Source organism: Pedobacter alluvionis (genome assembly GCF_003664035.1).
In the GTDB taxonomy this organism is placed as follows: domain Bacteria; phylum Bacteroidota; class Bacteroidia; order Sphingobacteriales; family Sphingobacteriaceae; genus Pedobacter; species Pedobacter alluvionis.
In genome coordinates, this window is the sequence record NZ_RCCK01000011.1 from 496,313 (window position 1) to 516,599 (window position 20,287).

The following is a 20,287-nucleotide window of genomic DNA, read 5'->3' on the forward strand; positions in this document are numbered from 1 at the left end:
TTCTCTTACCTCCTATGGTATACTATGACTTATCATATTAGGCCCTATGTTAATGCGAATGGATCAACTCCACCCCCATTCAATTTTATAAATTACGGGGCAGCTGTACTTTTGGTTTTTATTCGGTATTCAATTATAGGTATCGGCTACCATTTTGCCTCTGAAGGAATTAAACGTGAACGAAAACTGCGCCTCATTGAAAAAGAAAAACATGAAGCAGAATATGCCTTTCTCCGCGCACAGATTAATCCTCACTTTTTAAACAACACGCTGAATTTCTTTTTCGCAAAATCGTTACCCTTATCTCAGGAGCTTGCCGATGGCATTATGACCCTCAGTAAAATTATGCGCTATTCCCTGGAAATGGATAAAGATGACCGCATGACCTTAATAGACGAGGAAATTGAGCATATTAAAAATGTAATTAAAATTAATCAGCTTCGTTTCAATAACAAATTACAGATCGATTTTAATGTGAATGGTAAGACTGATAATGTAAGACTGATTCCATTAATTCTAATCACCATTGTAGAGAATATCTTAAAACATGGTGATTGCACAGATAAGTTGCACCCTGTTAAAATTACTTTAAACATTAACGAAATCGATCATAACATCTGTCTAACCACCTGGAATAAAAAGAAAAATGGCCCTAAAGAACTGTCAAGTGGTATAGGTATGGAAAACATAAAGAAAAGACTCGCAAATCATTACAAAAAAGGGGTTGCATTAAATATTAATGAAACCGAGATTGATTACAGTCTTGAATTAACTTTGCCTTACAATAAGGTTACTGATCACCAGGAAAAACCAAGCTCATTTGATAATTTAGGCTTTTTGGAACATTTCAAGATACCACAAATTAAACCTCAACCATATACCTCATGATTAAGTGCATTATTGTTGATGACGAAGACCATGCCATTGAAGTAATACAACATTACCTGAAATCAGTTGCTGCCATACAGATCACCGCAACATTTATCAATCCGATTGATGCATTAAGCTTTTTGAGTAGCAATCCGGTAGATCTCATTTTTTTAGATATTCATATGCCAGGAATATCAGGAATTGATTTTATCCAAACGATGAATAACAAAGACGCACAGGTGATACTTACTACTGCCTATAAAGAGTTTGCTACCGCTGGTTTTGATCTTGATGTGGTTGATTATTTAGTTAAACCTATCCCGCTGCCGCGTTTTTTACAAGCAATAAACAAGGCTCAAAAGATAATTCACTCTAAAAAAGCCAATATACCGGCTAAGCAGCAGGATGATGATTATTTTATGGTTAAAACAGAGGCTAAAGGTAAAATGCTTAAAATTAATATCGCTGAAATTGATTTTGTTGAAGGAATGAAAAATTATATCGCTTTTCACCATAATGGGATGAGAACGCTTGCGCTCCTAACCATGAAGGATGTAGAGGAAAGATTACCCAAAACACAATTTATCCGGGTGCAGAAATCGTTTATAGTGGCACTTAATAAAATCACTTCAATAGATGGGAACAGGATTATTTTAAAAGGTATTTCGGCTGAAATATTAATTGGCGAAACCTATCGGAGAGATTTTTTGGATATGATGAAGCAAAAGCTGCTTTTATAACCAGAGTTTACAAATTCCTGCCGCCCTGTTAAAGTTGACAACTCTACCTGCAAAGCCTAACTACCCGGATTTTAACCGCAACTTCTTTAAAATTATCTGCTCATTGGCTTAGGCCTTCAGACTTCTATCTAGGAACTGTTGCGGTCAAACCTCTGCCCTATTTTCTTTACAGAATAATAGAATTGCCTACCCCAAAAAGCACTATCTTTGCACAAATCATAAAAAATAAAATATGCTTAAAGGATTTTTTAACGTACCTACCCCGGTTAACGAGCCCATTAACAGCTATGCGCCAGGTACAAAAGAACGTTCTCTTTTAAAGGAGGCTATTGCCGAAGCGCGTGCTAAACAATTGGATATTCCGATGTTTATTGGCGGACAAGAGGTACATACTCAAAATAAAAAGAAAGTAGTAGCTCCACACGATCATCAACATGTACTGGCTACCTTTAGTTATGGCGATAAAAGCCATGTAAAACAAGCCATAGATGCTGCTTTGGCTACCAAGGCAGATTGGGAAGCTTTAGCATGGGAACACAGAGCTGCTATTTTTATGAAAGCTGCTGATTTGTTTGCTACAAAATACCGCTACCAAATTAATGCGGCAACCATGCTTGGGCAAAGTAAAAATGCTTATCAGGCTGAAATTGATGCTGCTTGCGAACTGGTAGATTTCTTGCGTTTTAACGTAAGTTATATGCAGGATATTTATGGCCAACAGCCGCCGGTATCGCCAAATGGTATGTGGAACAGAACAGAACAACGTCCTTTAGAGGGATTTATATTTGCTTTAACACCTTTCAACTTTACCGCAATTGCTGGTAATTTACCTGCTTGTGTAGCCATGATGGGTAATGTGGTGGTGTGGAAACCTGCAGATACCCAGGTTTATGCGGCTAATGTAATTATGAATGTTTTCCGCGAAGCAGGCTTACCTGACGGCGTAATTAATCTTATTTTTGCAGATGGTCCTGAAGTTGGCGATGTGGTTTTTAATCATCCTGATTTTGCAGGCATTCACTTTACAGGCTCAACAAAAGTTTTTCAGGAAATTTGGAAAACAATTGGAACAAACATCCATAAATACAAATCATATCCTCGCATCGTTGGCGAAACTGGTGGTAAAGATTTCATTCTGGTTCACCCAAGTGCAGATGTTGCTGCTTCGGTTACTGCAATTGTGAGGGGGGCATTCGAATATCAGGGACAAAAATGTTCTGCGGCCAGCCGTACTTATATCCCAAAAAGTCTTTGGCCTGAGATTAAAAAATTAATGATCAGAGATTTAGCTTCATTTAAGATGGGCGGAACTGAAGATTTCAGCAATTTTATTAATGCCGTTATTGATGAGCGTTCTTTCGATAAACTGGCTAAATATATCGATCAGGCTAAAAAAGATAAAGGTGTAGAAGTTATTGCCGGTGGCAACTATGATAAGAGCAAAGGTTATTTCATCGAGCCTACTGTTTTAGTGGTTGATGATCCGAAATATACCACCATGTGTGAGGAACTTTTTGGCCCGGTATTATCTGTTTACGTATACGAAGATCAGGAATTTGACCAGATTTTAGAAATAATCGACACCACTTCACCCTATGCCTTAACGGGAGCTATTTTATCACAAGATAGATATGCTATAGAAAAAGCCAGTTATGCCTTACGCAACTCAGCTGGTAATTTTTACATTAACGACAAATGTACAGGTGCCGTAGTTGGGCAACAACCATTTGGTGGAGCAAGAGGATCAGGTACCAACGATAAAGCCGGGGCAATGATTAATTTATTGCGTTGGGTTTCTCCACGTACCATTAAAGAAACTTTTAATCCCCCAACTGATTACCGTTATCCATTCTTAGCAGAAGATTAATATTAAATACAAGGCCAGACATCATTGTCTGGCCTTTTTGATGTGTATGATCCTCGTTTACAAATGGGATTGGGGAGAAAAGCGATTGCATCACATAAATTTATCAAAGACACGATCTACCAATTTAAAGATGTAAAACCAATCTTCTTTTTTACTGTTCTATATAATAGCTTAAATAAGACCATGGAAAACAAAAAAGAAAACAACGAAAATCTCGAAAATAAAGACATTGAAAATACTGCCGATAAAAGCAATATGCCCGATCAATTGGTACCCCGCCACCGCAGCAACGATAACGAAAAGAAAAATACGGTAGAAAGCGATGCCGGTAACTTGGGTAGAAATTTTGGAAGAGGCGATTTTGGATCCGAAGAAGCCAGAGAAGATGCCGAAAAAGGCAATAAAGGTCATGCCGGCAATATGCCGAACAGTACAGAAAAATGAAAGCTCCCGATGTAAAACCGGAAGCTTTCCCTAACAACTAAAAAATAACACCTATGGGGTGTTTTATCCTACCTTAAACGCAGGGGCAACATCATCAAGACAAGTACAAGTTACCTTCAGGTCTTTGATGATTCCTGTTTTCAGGCTATAAACCCAGGCATGTACAGCTAATTCCTGACCATTTGCCCAGGCACTTTGCACAATCGAAGTATTGGTTACATTTGCAGCGCCTTCAATGGCATTTAACTCTACTAAACGATCAAATCTCTGATCAGGATCCTTGATTGTAGCCATCTCGCGTTCGTGTGTCCGATACACATCGCGGATATTTCTTAACCAGTTGTCGATAATACCAACTTGTTTGTTACCCAAAGCCGCTTTTACACCACCACAACCATAATGGCCACAAACAATAACGTGTTTAACCTTTAATACATTAACAGAATAATCCAGTACTGAAAGTAAATTCATATCCGTATGCACAACCACATTGGCAATATTTCGATGTACAAAAATATCGCCCGGTTTAGTGTTTGTTATCTGGTTTGCAGGCACGCGGCTATCAGAGCAACCAATCCATAATACTGGTGGACTTTGACCTTCAGAAAGTTTATCGAAGAATGTAGGGTCGCTGTCTATTGTATCTTTAACCCAGTCTTTATTACCCTGTAATAAGTTCTCGTAAGTTATATCTTTTGTATCTAATGTTTTTGCGCACATAACTATAATTTATTAATGTCTTCTTCTACTGTTATATTTAATTTTGGTACTGTGTAATGTTTTTGGATATTCTCCAAGGTTACGATAATACCTTTTGTATAAGCATTGTGTTTATAATTGTAAATGGTTTCCAATACATCAGGATCGATATACCTGGCATTCGAACCATCAATAATTACATTTGTTTCTTTAGGGATATTCGTTAAAACTACCTGTATCGCTGCTTTATTTAAAAAAGAAACCTCTTCTGCTAGTTTAATCCTGATATTCTTTTTGTCGCCTTCGTTTGTAATTCTGTAAAAAAAGGGGTTGCGCATATTGGTACGTAATAAATAAAAAACCGAAACCAACATACCCACAGCCACACCTTTTAACAGATCGGTAAATAATACCGCCAATACTGTAACCACAAATGGTACAAACTGATCCCAGCCTTTGTGGTACATGTGTTTAAATAAACTGATCCGGGTTAACTTGTATCCCGTTACCAAAAGAATTGCGGCCAAACACGATAATGGAATCATGTTAATTAATCCAGGGATAAACAAAAGTGAAAGCAATAACCAACAGCCATGAAAAATAGCCGACATCTTGGTTCTGCCACCAGCCCCTACATTTGCCGAACTCCGTACAATTACCGATGTCATAGGCAAACCGCCCACCATACCACTGGTAATATTACCTAAACCCTGGGCAATTAACTCTCTGTTTGTTGGCGATACACGTTTAATCGGATCGATTTTATCTACAGCCTCAATACTGAGTAAAGTTTCTAAACTCGCTACAACAGCAATGGTTATAGCCACTATATACACATTTTTATTGGCCAGCTGAGAAAAATCAGGGGTCGTAAATAGCCCCAAAAATTCGCCGAAACCATTTACTACCGGGATTTTCACCATCTGATCAGCACGTAAAGGATGATCTGTACCTGCAAAAAGTATAGTTCCCAGAACTCCTAAGGTTACCACCAATAACGGAGCAGGTACAACTGCCAGTTTTGGAAACTTAGGCCACAAAATCAGAATAGCTATTGATAATAGACTGATAACTACCGCAGCCAGACTAAAATGGCCCATTGCTGCAGTGATCGCAGAAAAAGTATTTTCGTGATCTTGTTGAAAGAAACCTTCATCGCCAGTAAAATCGGTATCAACGCCCAATGCATGCGGTAGTTGTTTTAAGATTAAAATCAGTCCGATGGCAGCAAGCATTCCTTCAATTACACTCGAAGGAAAGTAATTACCAATGGTTCCGGCTTTAACCAGGCCTAAAATCATCTGGAATACCCCTGCCAATACAACAGCAAGTAAAAATGTAGGATAGCTTCCTAATGAGGTTATTGCACCTAAAACAATAACTGTTAAACCTGCTGCAGGGCCACTCACACTCAATTGCGAGCCGCTAAAAGAGGCTACGACTATCCCTCCGATAATACCTGTAATTAAACCGGCAAATAATGGCGCGCCTGAGGCTAGTGCAATACCTAAACATAATGGCAATGCTACTAAAAACACTACAATGCTTGCAGGTAAATCTTTCTTTAAATTCTTTTTAAGAATATATTTCTTCACATCCGAGCCTGAAAAGGCCGGGTTAAACTTTTGCATAACGATATAATTATCAGGTAAATTTTAACGAATAGAATCGCGGGAGTAAAATCAAACTACAGAAAGTATAGTACTACATACTACATCATTTAAACATAGCAATAACATACAATACCATTGAGCAGGTAATTTTTACCCCAAATAATAAAGACTAAATAAAGTTAGGCGGAGGTGTTGGAACAGTAGGATGATATGGGTCTACATATCTTTTAAAATGTTCTATAAAACTGCTCTTCAAAAAGAAATGGCTTGAAGAGAACTCGTAAGAAAAGATAGGATGATTAAGTTCTACAAGTTTAAAATCGGTAAATTTTGCGGTGTCTTTGGCGGTATCCTTCCCGCCATCATGCTCTAACTCAATTTGCATGATTACCGCATTCATAATTTCCTTGTCAATACTCGTACAAAATACCGGCGCACCAGATATACCCATCTTCGCCATGAAGATGAACATGAATGCGATAACGATTATATACTTGTATTTCCTTAAAAACATCTACTGATTCTAATATCGTTTTAATACTAACGTCTACAAAAATAAACGGATAATTGGTTTTTCAATACTTTAGGCTGTAAAAAAAATGTAATTTAAGTAAAATGCAGGCATCATTTAGGCAAAGACAGGTTTCTTTATAAGTTTTAAAAACGGTTTTTTCATTATTATCGGTCATTTCAGCCTTGCCACCTACTAAATCTTTTTAGGCAACATCAATTACCAAATTAACGTTAAACAAAGCCAAAAATGATACCGCTCCTTCAGTTTTTTTAACAAAAGCCTGTTGCAAACCACAAATTTTACCTATAGGCAGATGAAAGATTTGAGTATCGTGCACCAAACCCAGGTTAAATAAACCCGATTGCCGGGAAGAGCTTCCGATCCTTCATCGGAACTCGTACCAAAAAGCGGGGCCAAACCCGCCAAAAGCAAAGAACCAACCGTTTCCAAATATTTATAAAATGTTTTTTCTTTTTAGGAAATGAACGGTCAGTACTTCATAGGTACTGTAGTCCCGCCATTTGCTTTACTCAACATCGAGTGCTTTGATAAAATAATACCTCGCTTACCTTGCATTACCACCAGTAATTTTTAATTTTAAAATCTCATCGCATTGCAATGGATAAAAAAATAGCATTACTCAAAGATAAAATCAACCAGGCCAATCTTGGTGGCGGACAGGCCCGTATCGACAGTCAGCATAAAAAAGGTAAACTTACCGCCCGCGAGCGGATCCATTTTTTAATGGATGAAGGCAGCTTCGAAGAAATTGGCATGATGGTAACCCACCGAAGCACCGACTTTGGCATGGAACGCGAAAAATACCTGGGCGATGGTGTGGTAACGGGTTATGGAACAATTAATGGCAGGTTAACCTATGTTTTCTCCCAGGATTTTACCGTTTTTGGCGGTTCACTTTCTGAAACCCATGCAGAGAAAATTTGCAAGCTTATGGATATGGCCATGAAAAACGGAGCTCCGTTTATAGGGTTAAACGATAGTGGCGGTGCGCGTATCCAGGAAGGTGTTGTTTCTTTGGGCGGTTATGCCGATATCTTTTATAAAAATGTACAGGCTTCGGGGGTAATTCCACAGCTCTCGGCCATAATGGGTCCATGCGCAGGTGGAGCTGTTTATTCGCCAGCCATTACCGATTTTATTTTGATGGTAGAAAACACTTCTTATATGTTTGTTACCGGCCCAAATGTGGTTAAAACAGTAACACACGAAGAAGTAACGTCAGAAGAATTAGGAGGTGCCAGTACACATGCCACAAAATCAGGCGTTACCCATTTTGCCTGTGCCAATGAAATTGAGGCTATTAACCATGTAAAGAAACTGCTGAGTTACATGCCGCAAAATTGTGAAGAGATTGCCGGCCATTTACCTTACGAAGCAGTTGATGAAAGTCGGCCAGCACTCAATACTTTTATGCCCGAAAATGCTTCACAGCCTTACGACATACGTGAAGTAATTGCTGCCGTGGCCGATAATGATAGTTTTTTAGAAGTACATGCCGCTTATGCAGAAAATATTGTGGTGGGTTTTGCCCGCCTTGCAGGGAGAAGTATCGGTATCGTAGCCAATCAGCCTGCTTATTTGGCAGGTGTTTTAGATAGCAATTCTTCTACCAAAGCCGCACGTTTTGTCCGCTTTTGCGATTGCTTTAATATTCCATTATTGGTATTTGAAGATGTGCCGGGATTTTTACCAGGTACAGATCAGGAGTGGAATGGCATTATCACCAATGGTGCAAAATTATTGTATGCGTTTAGTGAAGCCACTGTACCACGCATTACTGTAATTACCAGAAAGGCTTATGGTGGCGCTTATGATGTGATGAATAGCAAACATATTGGTGCAGATATGAACTACGCCTGGCCAAGTGCAGAAATTGCAGTAATGGGTGCCAAAGGTGCCGCAGAAATTATTTTTAAACGGGAAATTTCTTCAGCAGAAAACCCTGAAGAAAAATGGCTGGAGAAAGAAAAACTATATTCAGATATCTTTGCCAATCCTTATCGTGCTGCAGAACGTGGTTTTGTGGACGAAGTGATTGAGCCAGCTCAAACCCGTATAAAGTTGATAAAAGCCTTTAAGATGTTGGAAAATAAGGTGGTGAATAATCCACAAAAAAAACATGGAAATATACCTTTGTAGAAAATAGTCCATAGTCATTAGTCCATAGTCAGATAGTAATCAACTCGCCTCTTAAGACTCATGACTGTGGACCTCCGACTCAAGACTCACATGCAGATTACTCAAAAACTATCCCGGACTGACATCTTGCTCATGGCTTTTTGCACAGGCCTGATTGTTGCAAATATTTACTACTGCCAACCTTTGGTAATCTTAATTGCAAAAGAGTTTAATCTTACCGAAACCGATGCGGGAAAAATTACCTACCTCACCCAGATCGGTTATGCTTTAGGTCTTTTTCTTTTAGTACCACTAGGCGACATGTTCGAGCGTAAAAAACAGATCCTCATCATTACCGGACTTGCAATCTTCGCCTTACTGGTTGCCGCGGTTTCGCATACCTTTTTTGTACTGGAAGTTGCATCAATTTTAATTGGTACCTGCTCTATTGTACCCCAATTGATTTTGCCCTTAGCGGCTAATTTAAGTACCGATGAGAATCGCGGAGCCAACATTGGGATGATTATGAGTGGTTTGCTGGTTGGGATTTTAGCCTCACGCGCAGTAAGTGGCAGTATTGGCTTTTGGCTGGGCTGGAGAGCTGTTTATTATATGGCAGCAGCTATTTGTGGCTTGCTTATTTTTTTAATGGCCAAACGTTTTCCACAAAGTTATCCTGCTTTTAAAGGAAGTTACAAGGAACTCATGGGTTCGATGTTCAGTTATATCAAAACCCAACCTGCCTTAAGGGAAACCTCTATTATTAATTTCCTGGCATTCGCCATTATTAGTGCATTCTGGACAACCATGGTATTATTTCTCGCTAATCCACCTTTTAATTTACAGACTTTACAGATTGGGTTATTTGGAATTGCGGGGGCTGCAGGTGCATTAGCAGCCCCGTTAGTTGGAAAATTAAGCGATGGTAACAATCCACGCAAAAACTTAATGATTGGTTTTATATTACAAATTGTTAGTATTGCCTTGTTTTATTTTACTGGCAGCCACTTATATTTGTTTGTAATCGGCATTGTATTGATCGATATTGGTCAGCAGGCCATCCATGTAACCAACCAGACCCGAATTTATACCTTAATACCAGAAGCCAGAAACAGACTAAACACCATTTTTATGTCGGTTAGTTTTATTGGCGCAAGCTGTGGCTCTGCTCTGGGTTTGTGGCTTTGGGGCCAGGGTGGATGGGAATTATTCTGTTATGGAATGACGGGTATAATTGTCCTTAATATTTCAATTTATCAGTTTTACGGAAAGAAAAAATCACAATTTAAATAACCACTATAAATTTTATGAAAGCTAAAAACGCAATCAAAACACTTTCAATCTTATTGATTTGCCTGGCCATTTTAGGCAAAGCAAAAGCTCAGGACAGCACCAAAGTAGAACAGCCAACTGAAGTAAAGTCACTTAATAAAATAAGACTGAGTCTTCTTTCACTACATTATGAACGGGAACAAAAAATAGGAAAACTCACCACAGTTTATGGAGGTGCCGGATTGGCTGGTACTTTTCTAATAGAATACAATTATAATTACATCGCTGGAGGTAAAACCAATACCTACTTTGATCTGGCACCAAACCTTTACGCAGGAATCAGAAAATACTATCATTTTGAAAACAGGATTAAAAAAGGAAAAAAAACCATTAATAACGCTTCTAATTATTTTGGACTAGATGTAAGCAGTTATTTTTCTCCGTTAATTAAAGGTGGCAATCTCAATCAATACAATGTGGCAAATTGGGAGATCGGAATCACCCCACAATGGGGGTTTCAACGCAGCATTGGCAAGAAAACAAATTTTGAGCTTTCATTGGGTCCAAATATGCGTATTAATAAATATCAAACCTATTATGGCGTTGATGGAAGGATAGGCTTTAGCTTTTTATTATAAATATGGTTCAGATTGAGCAAATATTCCCCTCACTAACCTGGCGGATCAGGCATGAGGCGATGTATCCGGAGTTACCTTTTGATATGGTTAAACTTCCCGATGATTTTGACGGCATCCATTTTGGTTTATACCTCGATCATAAATTAACCGGAGTAGTTTCCCTATTTCATGATGGGGATGTTTATCAGTTTCGTAAACTTGCCATTCTGTCCGATACTCAAAATGCAGGTTACGGCTCACAACTAATGGACTATATCATTGATTTTTGTAAAATTCAAAAAGCGACAAAACTATGGTGCAACGCACGTGTAAATGCTAAGGAATTTTATTTTAAATTTGGCTTCCACGAAACAGATAAAACCTTTTTTAAAGATGGTTACGATTTTGTAGTAATGGAAAAAGAACTTTAAATTACCAACCGTCATGCTGATCCGATAGTTATCGGATTTAGTTCAGCATCTCATTAATCAGATCCTGAATCAAGTTCAGGATGACGAATAATTATAGAATAATAAAATGGCTAAGAAAAAAGACGACGAAAAGAAAAAACATGTTGCTGTGGTTACTAAAAAATCGCTGCAGTTTCTGGAAGAATACATCAACAATCCTGCTCCTACCGGTTACGAATGGGAAGGACAAAAACTTTGGCTAAATTATTTAAAACCCTATATCGACGAACATTTTATCGATAATTACGGCACCGCAGTAGGTGTTATTAATCCTAAAGCTGATTTTAAAGTAGTTATAGAAGCCCACGCCGATGAAATTTCATGGTATGTAAACTACATCACCAGCGATGGTTTAATTTATGTGATCCGCAATGGCGGTTCTGACCATCAGATTGCACCTTCTAAACGTGTAAACATCCATACCGAGAATGGCTTGGTTAAAGCAGTATTCGGCTGGCCAGCTATCCATACGCGCCATGGGGAGAAAGAACAGGCTCCGGAGTTAAAAAACATCTTTTTAGATTGTGGTTGCACATCAAAAGAAGAAGTAGAAAAATTAGGTATCCACGTAGGCTGTGTAATTACCTACGAAGATGAGTTTATGGTTTTGAACGACCGCTACTATGTTGGCCGTGCTTTAGATAACCGTGTGGGTGGTTTTATGATTGCCGAAGTTGCCCGTTTATTAAAAGAGAACAAGAAAAAACTTCCGTTCGGTTTATACATTGTTAACTCTGTACAGGAAGAAATTGGTTTACGCGGTGCCGAGATGATTGCCCAGCGCATTAAACCAAATGTGGCCATCATTACCGATGTAACACACGATACCACTACGCCAATGATTAATAAAAACATTCAGGGCGATTTATCGGCCGGTAAAGGTCCGGTGGTTTCTTATGCCCCGGCTGTACAAACCAATTTAAATAAACTATTAATTAAAACCGCTGAGAAAAATAACATTCCATTCCAACGCCAGGCATCTTCACGTTCTACCGGAACTGATACCGATGCGTTTGCCTACTCGAATGGCGGCGTACCATCTGCATTAATTTCGCTGCCGTTACGCTACATGCATACAACCGTAGAAATGGTACACAAAGAGGACGTTGACAATGTGATCAGCCTGATTTATGAAAGTTTATTGAACATCACCAACGGTCAGGATTTCAGGGAATTTAAATAATGGAAAAAGTAAACCTCCAGAAAATTATCATCAGCACCTTGTTAAAGGTTTTGCTGATGATTGTTGTTATTATCATTCTTAACTCATGGCCAAACATCAAACAGAGTTTTAGTGGTAATATACCACCACTTAATTACTGGCTTGATCATAGTTTTAAAATAAGTAATATCATCCTCATTTTAGGATTTGGCGGTTATTTTTATTATAAAGATTTAACCGATCAAAAACAACTGATGGAAAAGTCAAAAAACACCAGTCAGCATTAATTTCGCCTCAGATGATGCCATGTTGAGCTTGTCGAAACACCTTATAGCGTATAAAAGGTCCTTCGACAAGCTACCATTGACAGACTCCAATAGAAAAATCGTCATCCGATAGCTATCGGATGCGAGGAACGAAGCAATCTTAATGCGCACGCTAGTAGCGATCGTTGTAAGATTGCTTTGTCGGCTGAAAAAGCCTTCTCGCAATGACGATGCCTCTTGGCCTTTCAATTTGCTAAATTATCTGTCATTCCTATTGATTTTTACCCAATAAATCACCCTCTACCATTGACGTTGTCCTACAAGCTACTATTAATCAGCAGTTTAATTACTTTAGTATTTCCACCCAGCTAGGCCATAGCACGATATCTCCGTTCTGCTTAAATCCGGCCTAACAAATTTTTCGGGTTGCACTGCCTAAGCCAACATACCGGCTTCGAAAGAAAAATTTTCAGCCGGTGTTTTTTGTTTCTTTTTGACACCAAAAAGAAAGAGCCCTTCGGTGGCGGCGAGCCGAGGCAAGACCGCGCCGTAGGATAAGAGAAAACAATTGTACGTCACTCATATTGATTTTAAACAATTAATTACCCCTCAGGATGACCAATCTATATTTATGATGCATCCTTTTTTTCTCCGAGCCGGGCTTGACGGATAAACCCGATGGATTAAAGTCATGAAATACTATCCCAACAGACCGGGAATCGTTAAAATTAATTGGAACAAATTAGATGTTACCGATTTAAAACAATCTTAATCTGAATTACAGCTCATCCAGTTCAATCCAAACAGGTCCGTGGTCGCTTGTTTTTTCCCATCCCCTAACGTGCATATCTACTCCTGCTGATTTTAAGCTATCGCTTACCTGAGGACTTAGTAAAAAATGATCAATTCTTAATCCGGCATTTCTGCCATAAGCATTACGGAAGTAATCCCAAAAGGTATAGATAGTTTCGGTAGGATATAATTTTCTGATGGCATCTGTCCAGCCCTGGGCAAGTAAATTTTTAAATGCTAAACGTGTTTCCGGACGGAATAAAGCATCTTCAACCCACCGCTCAGGTTTATAGGCATCCAGTTCGGTCGGAATCACATTATAATCGCCCGCTAAAACAACAGGTATATCACGAGCTAACAGCGTTGCAGTGTGTGCAGCAAAACGCTCAAACCATTGCATTTTATAATCGAACTTAGGACCAGGTGCCGGATTTCCATTTGGCAGGTATAAACAGCCAATTACTACACCATTTACCATTGCCTCTATATACCTGCTCTGCAGGTCTTCAGGATCTCCATCCAAACCACGCTTTAATTCTGTTATTTCTAAATTTCTGGCCAGTATAGCTACTCCGTTCCAGCTTTTCTGTCCATGCCAGATCGCATTATAACCTGCATCTTTAATCGCCTGTTCAGGGAATTTTTCCTGCGGTGCCTTCAATTCCTGCAGGCACACTACATCTGGCTGGGTTTCTTCCAGCCAACGTAACAGTACAGGCAAGCGGCCATTTACACCATTTACATTATAAGTAGCTATTTTCATTTTATAAAGCTCAACATTAAAACCCAAAAATAGAAGATTGTTGCATTTTTTGATCTTAAATATTAGGCCACATTTTGGTCAAATAATTCAGATAATTTAAAAATTTGGACTTATCTTGCAATTCATTTAGCACAGGTTCAAACAGCCCATGTTCAAAGCAGTTTCAAACAATCCTTCTGCCGAATCAAAAGACATCCGTTGGTTTTATGATCAGTATGCACCCATGCTGCCTGGCTATATCAACGGCATCGTGCAAGATCATCAAAAACCAGAAGATCATTTGGTTGCTATTCTTACTTCATTTGTTAAGGACGTTGTTATTTTGCAGGAAAAATGCAGGTTAAATAACTGGCTCCAACTGCGCCAATATGCACAAAGTAAATTAACTTTGTTTGCGGCAAAAGATCATCAGTTAAAACCTCACCCCTCATTAAACAAGGGAAGGCTGGATTTATTAGATGATTTACAGAAACGGATATTCTGTGCAATATATTACCATGGAAAATCAGTTTCATACCTGGCGGCGGCAATTGGCTGTGATGAAAGCGAAATCCGCAATCAGTTAAAATTATCAATCGATAAAATGAGGAGGACAAGTGGAAATTAATAAAATTATTGAAAGCGGTTTAATGGAGACCTATGTAATGGGAATTGCCACCGAAGAGGAGGTACAGCAAGTTTTATCGCTAAAAAAAGAATATCCGGCATTCAAAGAAGCTTTGGAACTTCTCGAATATGATATGGAAGTACTGGCACAAAGCATGAGTATTGAGCCACCGGCCAGCACTTTGTCTAAAATTGAACACGAGATCAGTGAAATCCAACGTCGTAACCAGGCGCTACAAACCACTTTCGAGCCCGAATACAGGCAGGAAAAATCTAATGGGGAAAGCAGGCAGGAAAAATATATACAGGTAGAATCAGAATCTAACCAAATGCGTGTAAATAAAGCCTGGAAATGGGTATTTATTGCAGTCTTTGTATTAGGAAAAGTATTTTTAGCGTGTGCCATTTATTTTTATCTGGAGAACAGACAGGCAAAAGAACAAATCAAAGAATTGAAAATAGAACTAAAACAAAAGATCAGGTAAAATTATGCTGAATTTAACAGATAAAACCTGTCTTTTTTAAAACCAATACTAAACTGAAATGTTTAGTTGTTAAGATTCATTCATGTTTGAGCGCATGTTTTGAGTTTAGATATAGGGATAGGCTGTTGGTCTATCCCTTTTTTATGTTCAAACAAGTTTATTGCTATTCAGCAATGCCTTCACCTTCTCTTGCAGATTGATAATATCAAAAGGTTTTTCGATGATATCATTGGGCGAACAGCTTAGATTATCCATATTCAAAGCCGAAAACAATATAACTGGCAAGTATGCTGTTTTAGGATTATGCTTTAACTTATTGCAAATTTCCCGGCCATCATACTGACCAATAAGTATATCCAATAAAATAATATCTGGTAAAAAATTAGCGATTGTTTCTTCTAAATTACCAGCATTTAAAATACCTTTTATATGATAATGTTCATCCTCGAAAATTAATTTTATAATATCATGAATGTTCTCATCATCATCAACTATAAGAATTTTCTTAACTAGCGTGTTGCTCATTTGCAGCAAATCTAGTTTAAGTGGCTTAGTTCATACTAGGTATTTATACCCGAATTTACCGAATAAATATTAGGCAGCTAAACCAGACTTATAATTTTTAAGCATTTTTTTCAGCAAGCCTCTGGCCACGTGTATTTTCGTTTTTACAGTGCCAAGGGGAATGTTTAACTCGGCAGCAATTTCATGGTATTTATACCCTTCAAAATAACGGCAAAAGCAAAACCGGCAATCCTCAGGCAAAGCATTTAGCGATTTCTGAATATCCTCCATGATAAACTTTGTGGCACCACCATTCGATGATGCACTTGGAACCAGTTGGATGGAAGTTAAATCTTCTTCCTGCTGGATCATTTCATTCTTACGTTTTACCTTATAGTAATGATTAAGAAAGGTATTTTTCAGGATGGTAAAAAGCCATGCCCGCACGTTGCTTCCCATTTCAAATTTAGCCGAAAACCTAAATGCTTTCATAAAGGTATCCTGAACTAAATCGGCAGCGTCGTCTTCGTCATGTGTGTAAGCTAATGCGCGATCGAAAAGTGGTTGTTTGTACTGGTAGATGTCGCAATTGAAATTTAAGGTATCCATATTAGTTAAGGCTGATGTAATTATTCAACAAACAGCAATACCTTATGTTATTTGTAAAAATACCCGATTTTTTACGGTTTATTTAAATCGCTCAAAAAAGCCGCTAAAACGACCAAAAACACTAGTCTACATAACCATTTCGCATGGCAAAACGGACTAAAGATGCGGAGTTTTTTGTACCAGTTTTACTAATTAAAGCTTCTCTTTGACTCTCCACTGTTCGCCTGCTTAAGTACAATTTATCGGCAATTTCCTGATTCGTTAACCCATCAGCGATGAGTTTTAACACATTAATTTCGCGCTCTGTGAAGTTGATATCGGTATTCATTTTTCGTGAAAGCATATTCAGCTGCGTATTAAAACGCTCTAAAATGGAAATGCATATATTAGAAGAAAGATACCGTTTTCCCTTCATTACGTGCTTTAGGCAAAACAGCAATTCATCTTCTTCAATATCTTTTGACAGGTAAGCAAAAGCACCTGATATTAAAGCATTTGATGCATATTTTTCATCTTCTAAAATAGACAAAACCACTACCTTTGTATTGTATCCACGCTCTTTAATAGTATTGGCTAAAGCTATTCCATCAAGCCTTGGCATTACAATATCTGATAAAATGATATCAGCTTTTGTTCCTTTTTCAAGAAGCTCCAAAACGGCTAAGCCATCTGGTACTTCTGCAACAACATTGATGCCTTCGTGTTTTTCTATAAGCGCTTTAATAGAGGTCCGGATAATATGGTGATCATCCGCAAGAATAATGTTAATCATAATTCAAATATAACTTACGCCATTTTAAAATTAAAACGGCTACTTAGGCAGCTCTATGTAGAAGGTAGTTCCGATACCAATTTTGCTTTTAAACCAGATTTTCCCCTGATGTAACTCAACAATTGCCTTGATTATGCCCATACCAAATCCTCCAGATTCTTCACCCTTAAGACCTGGCCTTAAGGTTTCAGGTAATTGGTCAAAAAGGCCTGCCTGCAGCTCTTCCGGAATACCGATCCCGTCATCAGCTACAGTAATTAAAACGGAACTTTCATATTCTTCGGCATGTAAAGTAATATTTCCATAATCAGGAGTAAATTTTATGGAATTTGAGATGAGGTTATTGATGACCTGCAAAAATTTCATGCTATCCAGGTTCAGATAAATCTGCTCTGCCGGACTGGTGAACTTAATGTTTTTCATTTTCCCCAGTTTTGATCGTTTATAAAAACGAACCACATCTCTAAGTTCCCAAACCAAATCTGCCCGCTCCTTCCCAATTTCAATTACTGATGATTTTAAAAATTCACGATTAATCATGCTGCGTACCAAAAGCAGGTTTCGCTCACACATCTCCTGAATAAAAGCCAGCGAGTTTATCATCTGCTCATCGCCCGTTTTTGAAATATCCTCTTTCATGGATGAAGCCGTTAATTTCATCATGCCCAGCGGTTCTTTTAAATCGTGCGCCAATACTTCCAGTGTTATATTCTTTCGGGCATTTATTTGTTCGATGTGAATTTTATTATGGCGTGCCACTGTGGTGTCTTCTACCGTACCCACCAAATGCTTAACATCTCCATCAATAACAGAAAATACAATTACACGTACATATTTTTCCTTATTGGCAAACAGCAAACGGAATTCATATTTTTTATCCGTACGCGCTTCAAGGCATTCTTTGCAGCATGACATCACATGGCTTACATCCTCAGGGTGTACACGCTCCAGAAGTAGCTGTGGATTAGTGATCACTTCATCAGGATCAAGCTCCCAAATATTACCTATCGATTTATTTAGATATGAAAAATTTTGCGCAGTATAGTTGAAAATAAAATAACCATCAAGAGAGCGGTCACCAAGATTACAAAAAAGCTCTTTATTTAATTCGACCATGATTTAATGTTTGATAATTTGCCACTAAACGATATAAATAATGAATCAGCAGTCACACTTGAAACACTATAGGAGTAAAAATGTTTTATTCAAAAAAGAATGGGTTTAATTACTTAGCATAAGACCACGTACATAGCTGTTGATCCACCTTCAGAGATATTAACATTTTCCACACGATGTTTAAAATTATTTGATGCATTAAAACTAACTATTACCTAAATTGTTAAACATAAAGAAAAGATAAAAAAGTCCTGTGAGTGGGAGATCCGCGGAGGGCAGGCACACCATAAAAGAAGCTACAATTCTTCTTACCAATAGCCATCGCACAGGTGGCTATTTTGTTTTACATCAAGCCAATTAAAAAACATTTTACCTGTTGAGCTGATTTCTTCACAGCAATTAAAATTCACGATGAAATAAATCATTCTGCGGCACATGAATCAAGCCGTAGAGGAGACCTCCATAGGCGACTGGCCGGGGTAATCTCGTGTGTATGACAAAAGAAATCAATTATCCCTCATGATGACAATTTTATAGTTACGATAGCGCTTCTTTTTTGGTGTTTTCAGGTATTTATACTTAATACTTATCTTTTGTTTTCCTTTGGATTGCAATAGTTTAAACTTCACCAGTCAGTTGATAATAGCTTAATACTGCCAATTTACTTTGCGCTTTGCCTAAAGTCCTTTCCACATTCCCGTCCTAAAATCTTACATTTATACAATAAAATTGAACATTCCCTTTATTAATTTGTTAAACCATCATGGACTACATAGACTATTATAAAATCCTCGATTTAAAAAAAGATGCACCCACTGAGGATATTAAAAAAGCTTATAGAAAATTAGCCCGAAAACATCATCCGGATCTCAATCCCAACAATGAAGAAGCCAATAAAAAATTTCAGCAAATTAATGAAGCTAACGAAGTTTTAAGCGATCCTGAAAAACGGAAGAAATACGATAAATATGGCAAAGATTGGCAGCATGCCGATCAGCTTGATGCGCAGCAACAGCAGCAAAGACAATACCAGTCGCAAGGCCAGGGTTATGGTGGCAATAGCTATTCCGGTGGTTTTGGTGGCGAAGATTTTTCTGATTTCTTTTCTTCCATGTTTGGTGGCGGTGGTGGTAGAAGCAGCAGAAATTCACCTTTTAAAGGCCAGGATTACAATGCTGATTTACAGTTAAACCTACTTGATGCCTATACCACCCACAAACAAACCTTAACTGTTAATGGCAAGCAGGTACGCATTACCATTCCAGCTGGTGTAGAAAACGGACAAAAGATCAAACTTCCGGGCTACGGTGCTCCTGGAGTTAATAACGGCCCTCCAGGCGATCTGTTCATAAAATTCAATATTACCGATGACCCCAAATTCAAACGGAAAGGGGATGACATTTATATCCAGGAGGAAATAGATCTGTATACCGCCATTTTGGGTGGCGAAAAAATTGTAGAAACCTTAAATGGCAAAGTCAAACTTAAAGTACCTGAAGGAACACAGCCAGATGCTACTTTAAGATTAAAAGGCAAAGGGTTTCCGGTTTACAAAAAAGATAACCAATTCGGCGATCTGTATATTAAATGGCAGGTTAAAATACCCACCCATCTAAATGCTGAACAAAAAGAATTATTCGAAAAACTTTCCAAATTCTAACCATTATGGAAACCTATCTAATACCTGTAGAAGAAATTTGCTCTTATCACCATGTAGAAATCAACTTTATCCATTCTCTTGAAGATTTTGGCCTGATCCGTACCACCGTTAAAAAGCAATCTGTCTTTTTGCCTGTCGATGAATTATCTAAGCTGGAGCAATACCTTCGTTTGGCAAACGATCTGCAGATTAATCTGGAAGGTATTCACGCCGTTTCTCATCTGCTTAATCAATTGCAAAATATGCAACAGGAAATAACCGTGCTTCAGAACGAACTAAATTATTATAAGCAACTTAACCAGTAATA

22 protein-coding genes are annotated in these 20,287 nt (G+C 38.2%); 14 read left to right on the top strand and 8 right to left on the bottom strand.

The window, feature by feature from the left end:
* Positions 1-24 precede the first annotated feature (24 nt).
* The 4 genes from BCL90_RS09805 to BCL90_RS09820 all read left to right on the top strand — a co-directional run bounded on the left by BCL90_RS09805 (position 25) and on the right by BCL90_RS09820 (position 3,921).
* Positions 25-888 (top strand): sensor histidine kinase, encoded by an 864-nt coding sequence (locus tag BCL90_RS09805; protein ID WP_166792113.1) that lies wholly within the window; start codon positions 25-27, stop codon positions 886-888.
* Positions 885-1,610, top strand: a complete 726-nt coding sequence (locus BCL90_RS09810) for a LytR/AlgR family response regulator transcription factor (protein ID WP_121283831.1) — start codon at positions 885-887, stop codon at positions 1,608-1,610. The genes BCL90_RS09805 and BCL90_RS09810 overlap by 4 nt, the downstream gene beginning before the upstream one ends.
* Before the next feature lie 232 nt (positions 1,611-1,842).
* Entirely contained in the window at positions 1,843-3,477 is a 1,635-nt protein-coding gene (gene pruA / locus BCL90_RS09815) for an L-glutamate gamma-semialdehyde dehydrogenase (RefSeq protein ID WP_121283832.1), read from the top strand.
* Between the two features lie 183 nt (positions 3,478-3,660).
* Positions 3,661-3,921: a hypothetical protein gene (locus tag BCL90_RS09820; protein WP_121284587.1), complete on the top strand. Its 261-nt coding sequence runs from the start codon at positions 3,661-3,663 to the stop codon at positions 3,919-3,921.
* A gap of 63 nt (positions 3,922-3,984) precedes the next feature.
* Here BCL90_RS09820 and can read toward each other — a convergent pair whose 3' ends face one another.
* From can to BCL90_RS09835, 3 genes are all read right to left on the bottom strand, one after another.
* Positions 3,985-4,641: a carbonate dehydratase gene (can, locus tag BCL90_RS09825; protein WP_121283833.1), complete on the bottom strand. Its 657-nt coding sequence runs from the start codon at positions 4,639-4,641 to the stop codon at positions 3,985-3,987.
* 2 nt (positions 4,642-4,643) lie between these two features.
* Positions 4,644-6,251, bottom strand: coding sequence for a SulP family inorganic anion transporter (locus BCL90_RS09830; RefSeq protein ID WP_121283834.1), 1,608 nt, complete (start codon positions 6,249-6,251; stop codon positions 4,644-4,646).
* A gap of 151 nt (positions 6,252-6,402) precedes the next feature.
* Positions 6,403-6,705 carry a hypothetical protein gene (locus BCL90_RS09835; protein WP_235526092.1) on the bottom strand — a complete coding sequence of 101 codons (303 nt, stop codon included), beginning with the start codon at positions 6,703-6,705 and terminating at the stop codon, positions 6,403-6,405.
* 660 nt (positions 6,706-7,365) lie between these two features.
* On the opposite strand from BCL90_RS09835, the gene BCL90_RS09840 reads away from it, so the two are divergent.
* The 6 genes from BCL90_RS09840 to BCL90_RS09865 all read left to right on the top strand — a co-directional run bounded on the left by BCL90_RS09840 (position 7,366) and on the right by BCL90_RS09865 (position 12,694).
* The gene (locus tag BCL90_RS09840; protein ID WP_121283836.1) at positions 7,366-8,907 is read left to right on the top strand and encodes an acyl-CoA carboxylase subunit beta; all 1,542 of its coding nucleotides are present in this window, start codon (positions 7,366-7,368) and stop codon (positions 8,905-8,907) included.
* A 132-nt stretch (positions 8,908-9,039) separates the two neighbouring features.
* Complete coding sequence (locus BCL90_RS09845) at positions 9,040-10,179, top strand: MFS transporter (protein ID WP_121283837.1); 1,140 nt, start codon at positions 9,040-9,042, stop codon at positions 10,177-10,179.
* 14 nt (positions 10,180-10,193) lie between these two features.
* Positions 10,194-10,796 carry a hypothetical protein gene (locus tag BCL90_RS09850; RefSeq protein WP_121283838.1) on the top strand — a complete coding sequence of 201 codons (603 nt, stop codon included), beginning with the start codon at positions 10,194-10,196 and terminating at the stop codon, positions 10,794-10,796.
* Positions 10,797-10,798: 2 nt separating this feature from the next.
* Complete coding sequence (locus BCL90_RS09855; protein WP_244095000.1) at positions 10,799-11,206, top strand: GNAT family N-acetyltransferase; 408 nt, start codon at positions 10,799-10,801, stop codon at positions 11,204-11,206.
* Positions 11,207-11,312: 106 nt separating this feature from the next.
* Entirely contained in the window at positions 11,313-12,428 is a 1,116-nt protein-coding gene (locus tag BCL90_RS09860) for a M42 family metallopeptidase (RefSeq protein ID WP_121283840.1), read from the top strand.
* The gene (locus tag BCL90_RS09865; RefSeq protein ID WP_121283841.1) at positions 12,428-12,694 is read left to right on the top strand and encodes a hypothetical protein; all 267 of its coding nucleotides are present in this window, start codon (positions 12,428-12,430) and stop codon (positions 12,692-12,694) included. Before BCL90_RS09860 ends, BCL90_RS09865 begins: the two co-directional genes overlap by 1 nt.
* A 757-nt stretch (positions 12,695-13,451) precedes the next feature.
* Here BCL90_RS09865 and xth read toward each other — a convergent pair.
* Positions 13,452-14,228 (bottom strand): exodeoxyribonuclease III, encoded by a 777-nt coding sequence (xth, locus tag BCL90_RS09870; protein ID WP_121284588.1) that lies wholly within the window; start codon positions 14,226-14,228, stop codon positions 13,452-13,454.
* 148 nt (positions 14,229-14,376) lie between these two features.
* Here xth and BCL90_RS09875 point away from each other — a divergent pair, with 148 nt between their 5' ends.
* Together BCL90_RS09875 and BCL90_RS09880 are read left to right on the top strand one after the other, a co-directional pair.
* Complete coding sequence (locus BCL90_RS09875; protein ID WP_121283842.1) at positions 14,377-14,835, top strand: sigma-70 RNA polymerase sigma factor region 4 domain-containing protein; 459 nt, start codon at positions 14,377-14,379, stop codon at positions 14,833-14,835.
* Entirely contained in the window at positions 14,825-15,319 is a 495-nt protein-coding gene (locus BCL90_RS09880) for a hypothetical protein (protein ID WP_121283843.1), read from the top strand. Before BCL90_RS09875 ends, BCL90_RS09880 begins: the two co-directional genes overlap by 11 nt.
* A 147-nt stretch (positions 15,320-15,466) precedes the next feature.
* On the opposite strand, the gene BCL90_RS09885 is transcribed toward BCL90_RS09880, so the two are convergent.
* The 4 genes from BCL90_RS09885 to BCL90_RS09900 all read right to left on the bottom strand — a co-directional run bounded on the left by BCL90_RS09885 (position 15,467) and on the right by BCL90_RS09900 (position 18,320).
* Positions 15,467-15,844, bottom strand: coding sequence for a response regulator (locus BCL90_RS09885; protein WP_121283844.1), 378 nt, complete (start codon positions 15,842-15,844; stop codon positions 15,467-15,469).
* A gap of 69 nt (positions 15,845-15,913) precedes the next feature.
* Positions 15,914-16,432, bottom strand: coding sequence for an RNA polymerase sigma factor (locus BCL90_RS09890; RefSeq protein ID WP_121283845.1), 519 nt, complete (start codon positions 16,430-16,432; stop codon positions 15,914-15,916).
* A 121-nt stretch (positions 16,433-16,553) separates the two neighbouring features.
* Positions 16,554-17,204, bottom strand: a complete 651-nt coding sequence (locus tag BCL90_RS09895) for a response regulator (RefSeq protein ID WP_121283846.1) — start codon at positions 17,202-17,204, stop codon at positions 16,554-16,556.
* Between the two features lie 39 nt (positions 17,205-17,243).
* Positions 17,244-18,320, bottom strand: coding sequence for a PAS domain-containing sensor histidine kinase (locus tag BCL90_RS09900; protein ID WP_121283847.1), 1,077 nt, complete (start codon positions 18,318-18,320; stop codon positions 17,244-17,246).
* Positions 18,321-19,083: 763 nt separating this feature from the next.
* Here BCL90_RS09900 and BCL90_RS09905 point away from each other — a divergent pair.
* Positions 19,084-19,980 carry a DnaJ C-terminal domain-containing protein gene (locus BCL90_RS09905; protein WP_121283848.1) on the top strand — a complete coding sequence of 299 codons (897 nt, stop codon included), beginning with the start codon at positions 19,084-19,086 and terminating at the stop codon, positions 19,978-19,980.
* Between the two features lie 5 nt (positions 19,981-19,985).
* On the top strand, positions 19,986-20,285 hold the full coding sequence (locus BCL90_RS09910) for a chaperone modulator CbpM (protein WP_121283849.1): 300 nt from the start codon (positions 19,986-19,988) through the stop codon (positions 20,283-20,285).
* Positions 20,286-20,287 lie beyond the last annotated feature (2 nt).

Excerpts from the sequence above, each read along its gene's own strand:
- pruA (WP_121283832.1), top strand. The coding sequence starts at position 1,843 with ATGCTTAAAGGATTTTTTAACGTACCTACCCCGGTTAACGAGCCCATT.
- BCL90_RS09835 (WP_235526092.1), bottom strand. The coding sequence starts at position 6,705 with ATGTTCATCTTCATGGCGAAGATGGGTATATCTGGTGCGCCGGTATTT.
- BCL90_RS09875 (WP_121283842.1), top strand. The coding sequence starts at position 14,377 with ATGTTCAAAGCAGTTTCAAACAATCCTTCTGCCGAATCAAAAGACATC.
- BCL90_RS09840 (WP_121283836.1), top strand. The coding sequence starts at position 7,366 with ATGGATAAAAAAATAGCATTACTCAAAGATAAAATCAACCAGGCCAAT.
- BCL90_RS09900 (WP_121283847.1), bottom strand. The coding sequence starts at position 18,320 with ATGGTCGAATTAAATAAAGAGCTTTTTTGTAATCTTGGTGACCGCTCT.
- BCL90_RS09850 (WP_121283838.1), top strand. The coding sequence starts at position 10,194 with ATGAAAGCTAAAAACGCAATCAAAACACTTTCAATCTTATTGATTTGC.
- BCL90_RS09845 (WP_121283837.1), top strand. The coding sequence starts at position 9,040 with ATGGCTTTTTGCACAGGCCTGATTGTTGCAAATATTTACTACTGCCAA.
- xth (WP_121284588.1), bottom strand. The coding sequence starts at position 14,228 with ATGAAAATAGCTACTTATAATGTAAATGGTGTAAATGGCCGCTTGCCT.
- BCL90_RS09865 (WP_121283841.1), top strand. The coding sequence starts at position 12,428 with ATGGAAAAAGTAAACCTCCAGAAAATTATCATCAGCACCTTGTTAAAG.
- BCL90_RS09860 (WP_121283840.1), top strand. The coding sequence starts at position 11,313 with ATGGCTAAGAAAAAAGACGACGAAAAGAAAAAACATGTTGCTGTGGTT.
- BCL90_RS09890 (WP_121283845.1), bottom strand. The coding sequence starts at position 16,432 with ATGGATACCTTAAATTTCAATTGCGACATCTACCAGTACAAACAACCA.
- BCL90_RS09855 (WP_244095000.1), top strand. The coding sequence starts at position 10,799 with ATGGTTCAGATTGAGCAAATATTCCCCTCACTAACCTGGCGGATCAGG.
- BCL90_RS09820 (WP_121284587.1), top strand. The coding sequence starts at position 3,661 with ATGGAAAACAAAAAAGAAAACAACGAAAATCTCGAAAATAAAGACATT.
- BCL90_RS09830 (WP_121283834.1), bottom strand. The coding sequence starts at position 6,251 with ATGCAAAAGTTTAACCCGGCCTTTTCAGGCTCGGATGTGAAGAAATAT.
- BCL90_RS09895 (WP_121283846.1), bottom strand. The coding sequence starts at position 17,204 with ATGATTAACATTATTCTTGCGGATGATCACCATATTATCCGGACCTCT.
- BCL90_RS09885 (WP_121283844.1), bottom strand. The coding sequence starts at position 15,844 with ATGAGCAACACGCTAGTTAAGAAAATTCTTATAGTTGATGATGATGAG.
- BCL90_RS09810 (WP_121283831.1), top strand. The coding sequence starts at position 885 with ATGATTAAGTGCATTATTGTTGATGACGAAGACCATGCCATTGAAGTA.
- BCL90_RS09905 (WP_121283848.1), top strand. The coding sequence starts at position 19,084 with ATGGACTACATAGACTATTATAAAATCCTCGATTTAAAAAAAGATGCA.
- BCL90_RS09910 (WP_121283849.1), top strand. The coding sequence starts at position 19,986 with ATGGAAACCTATCTAATACCTGTAGAAGAAATTTGCTCTTATCACCAT.
- BCL90_RS09805 (WP_166792113.1), top strand. The coding sequence starts at position 25 with ATGACTTATCATATTAGGCCCTATGTTAATGCGAATGGATCAACTCCA.
- can (WP_121283833.1), bottom strand. The coding sequence starts at position 4,641 with ATGTGCGCAAAAACATTAGATACAAAAGATATAACTTACGAGAACTTA.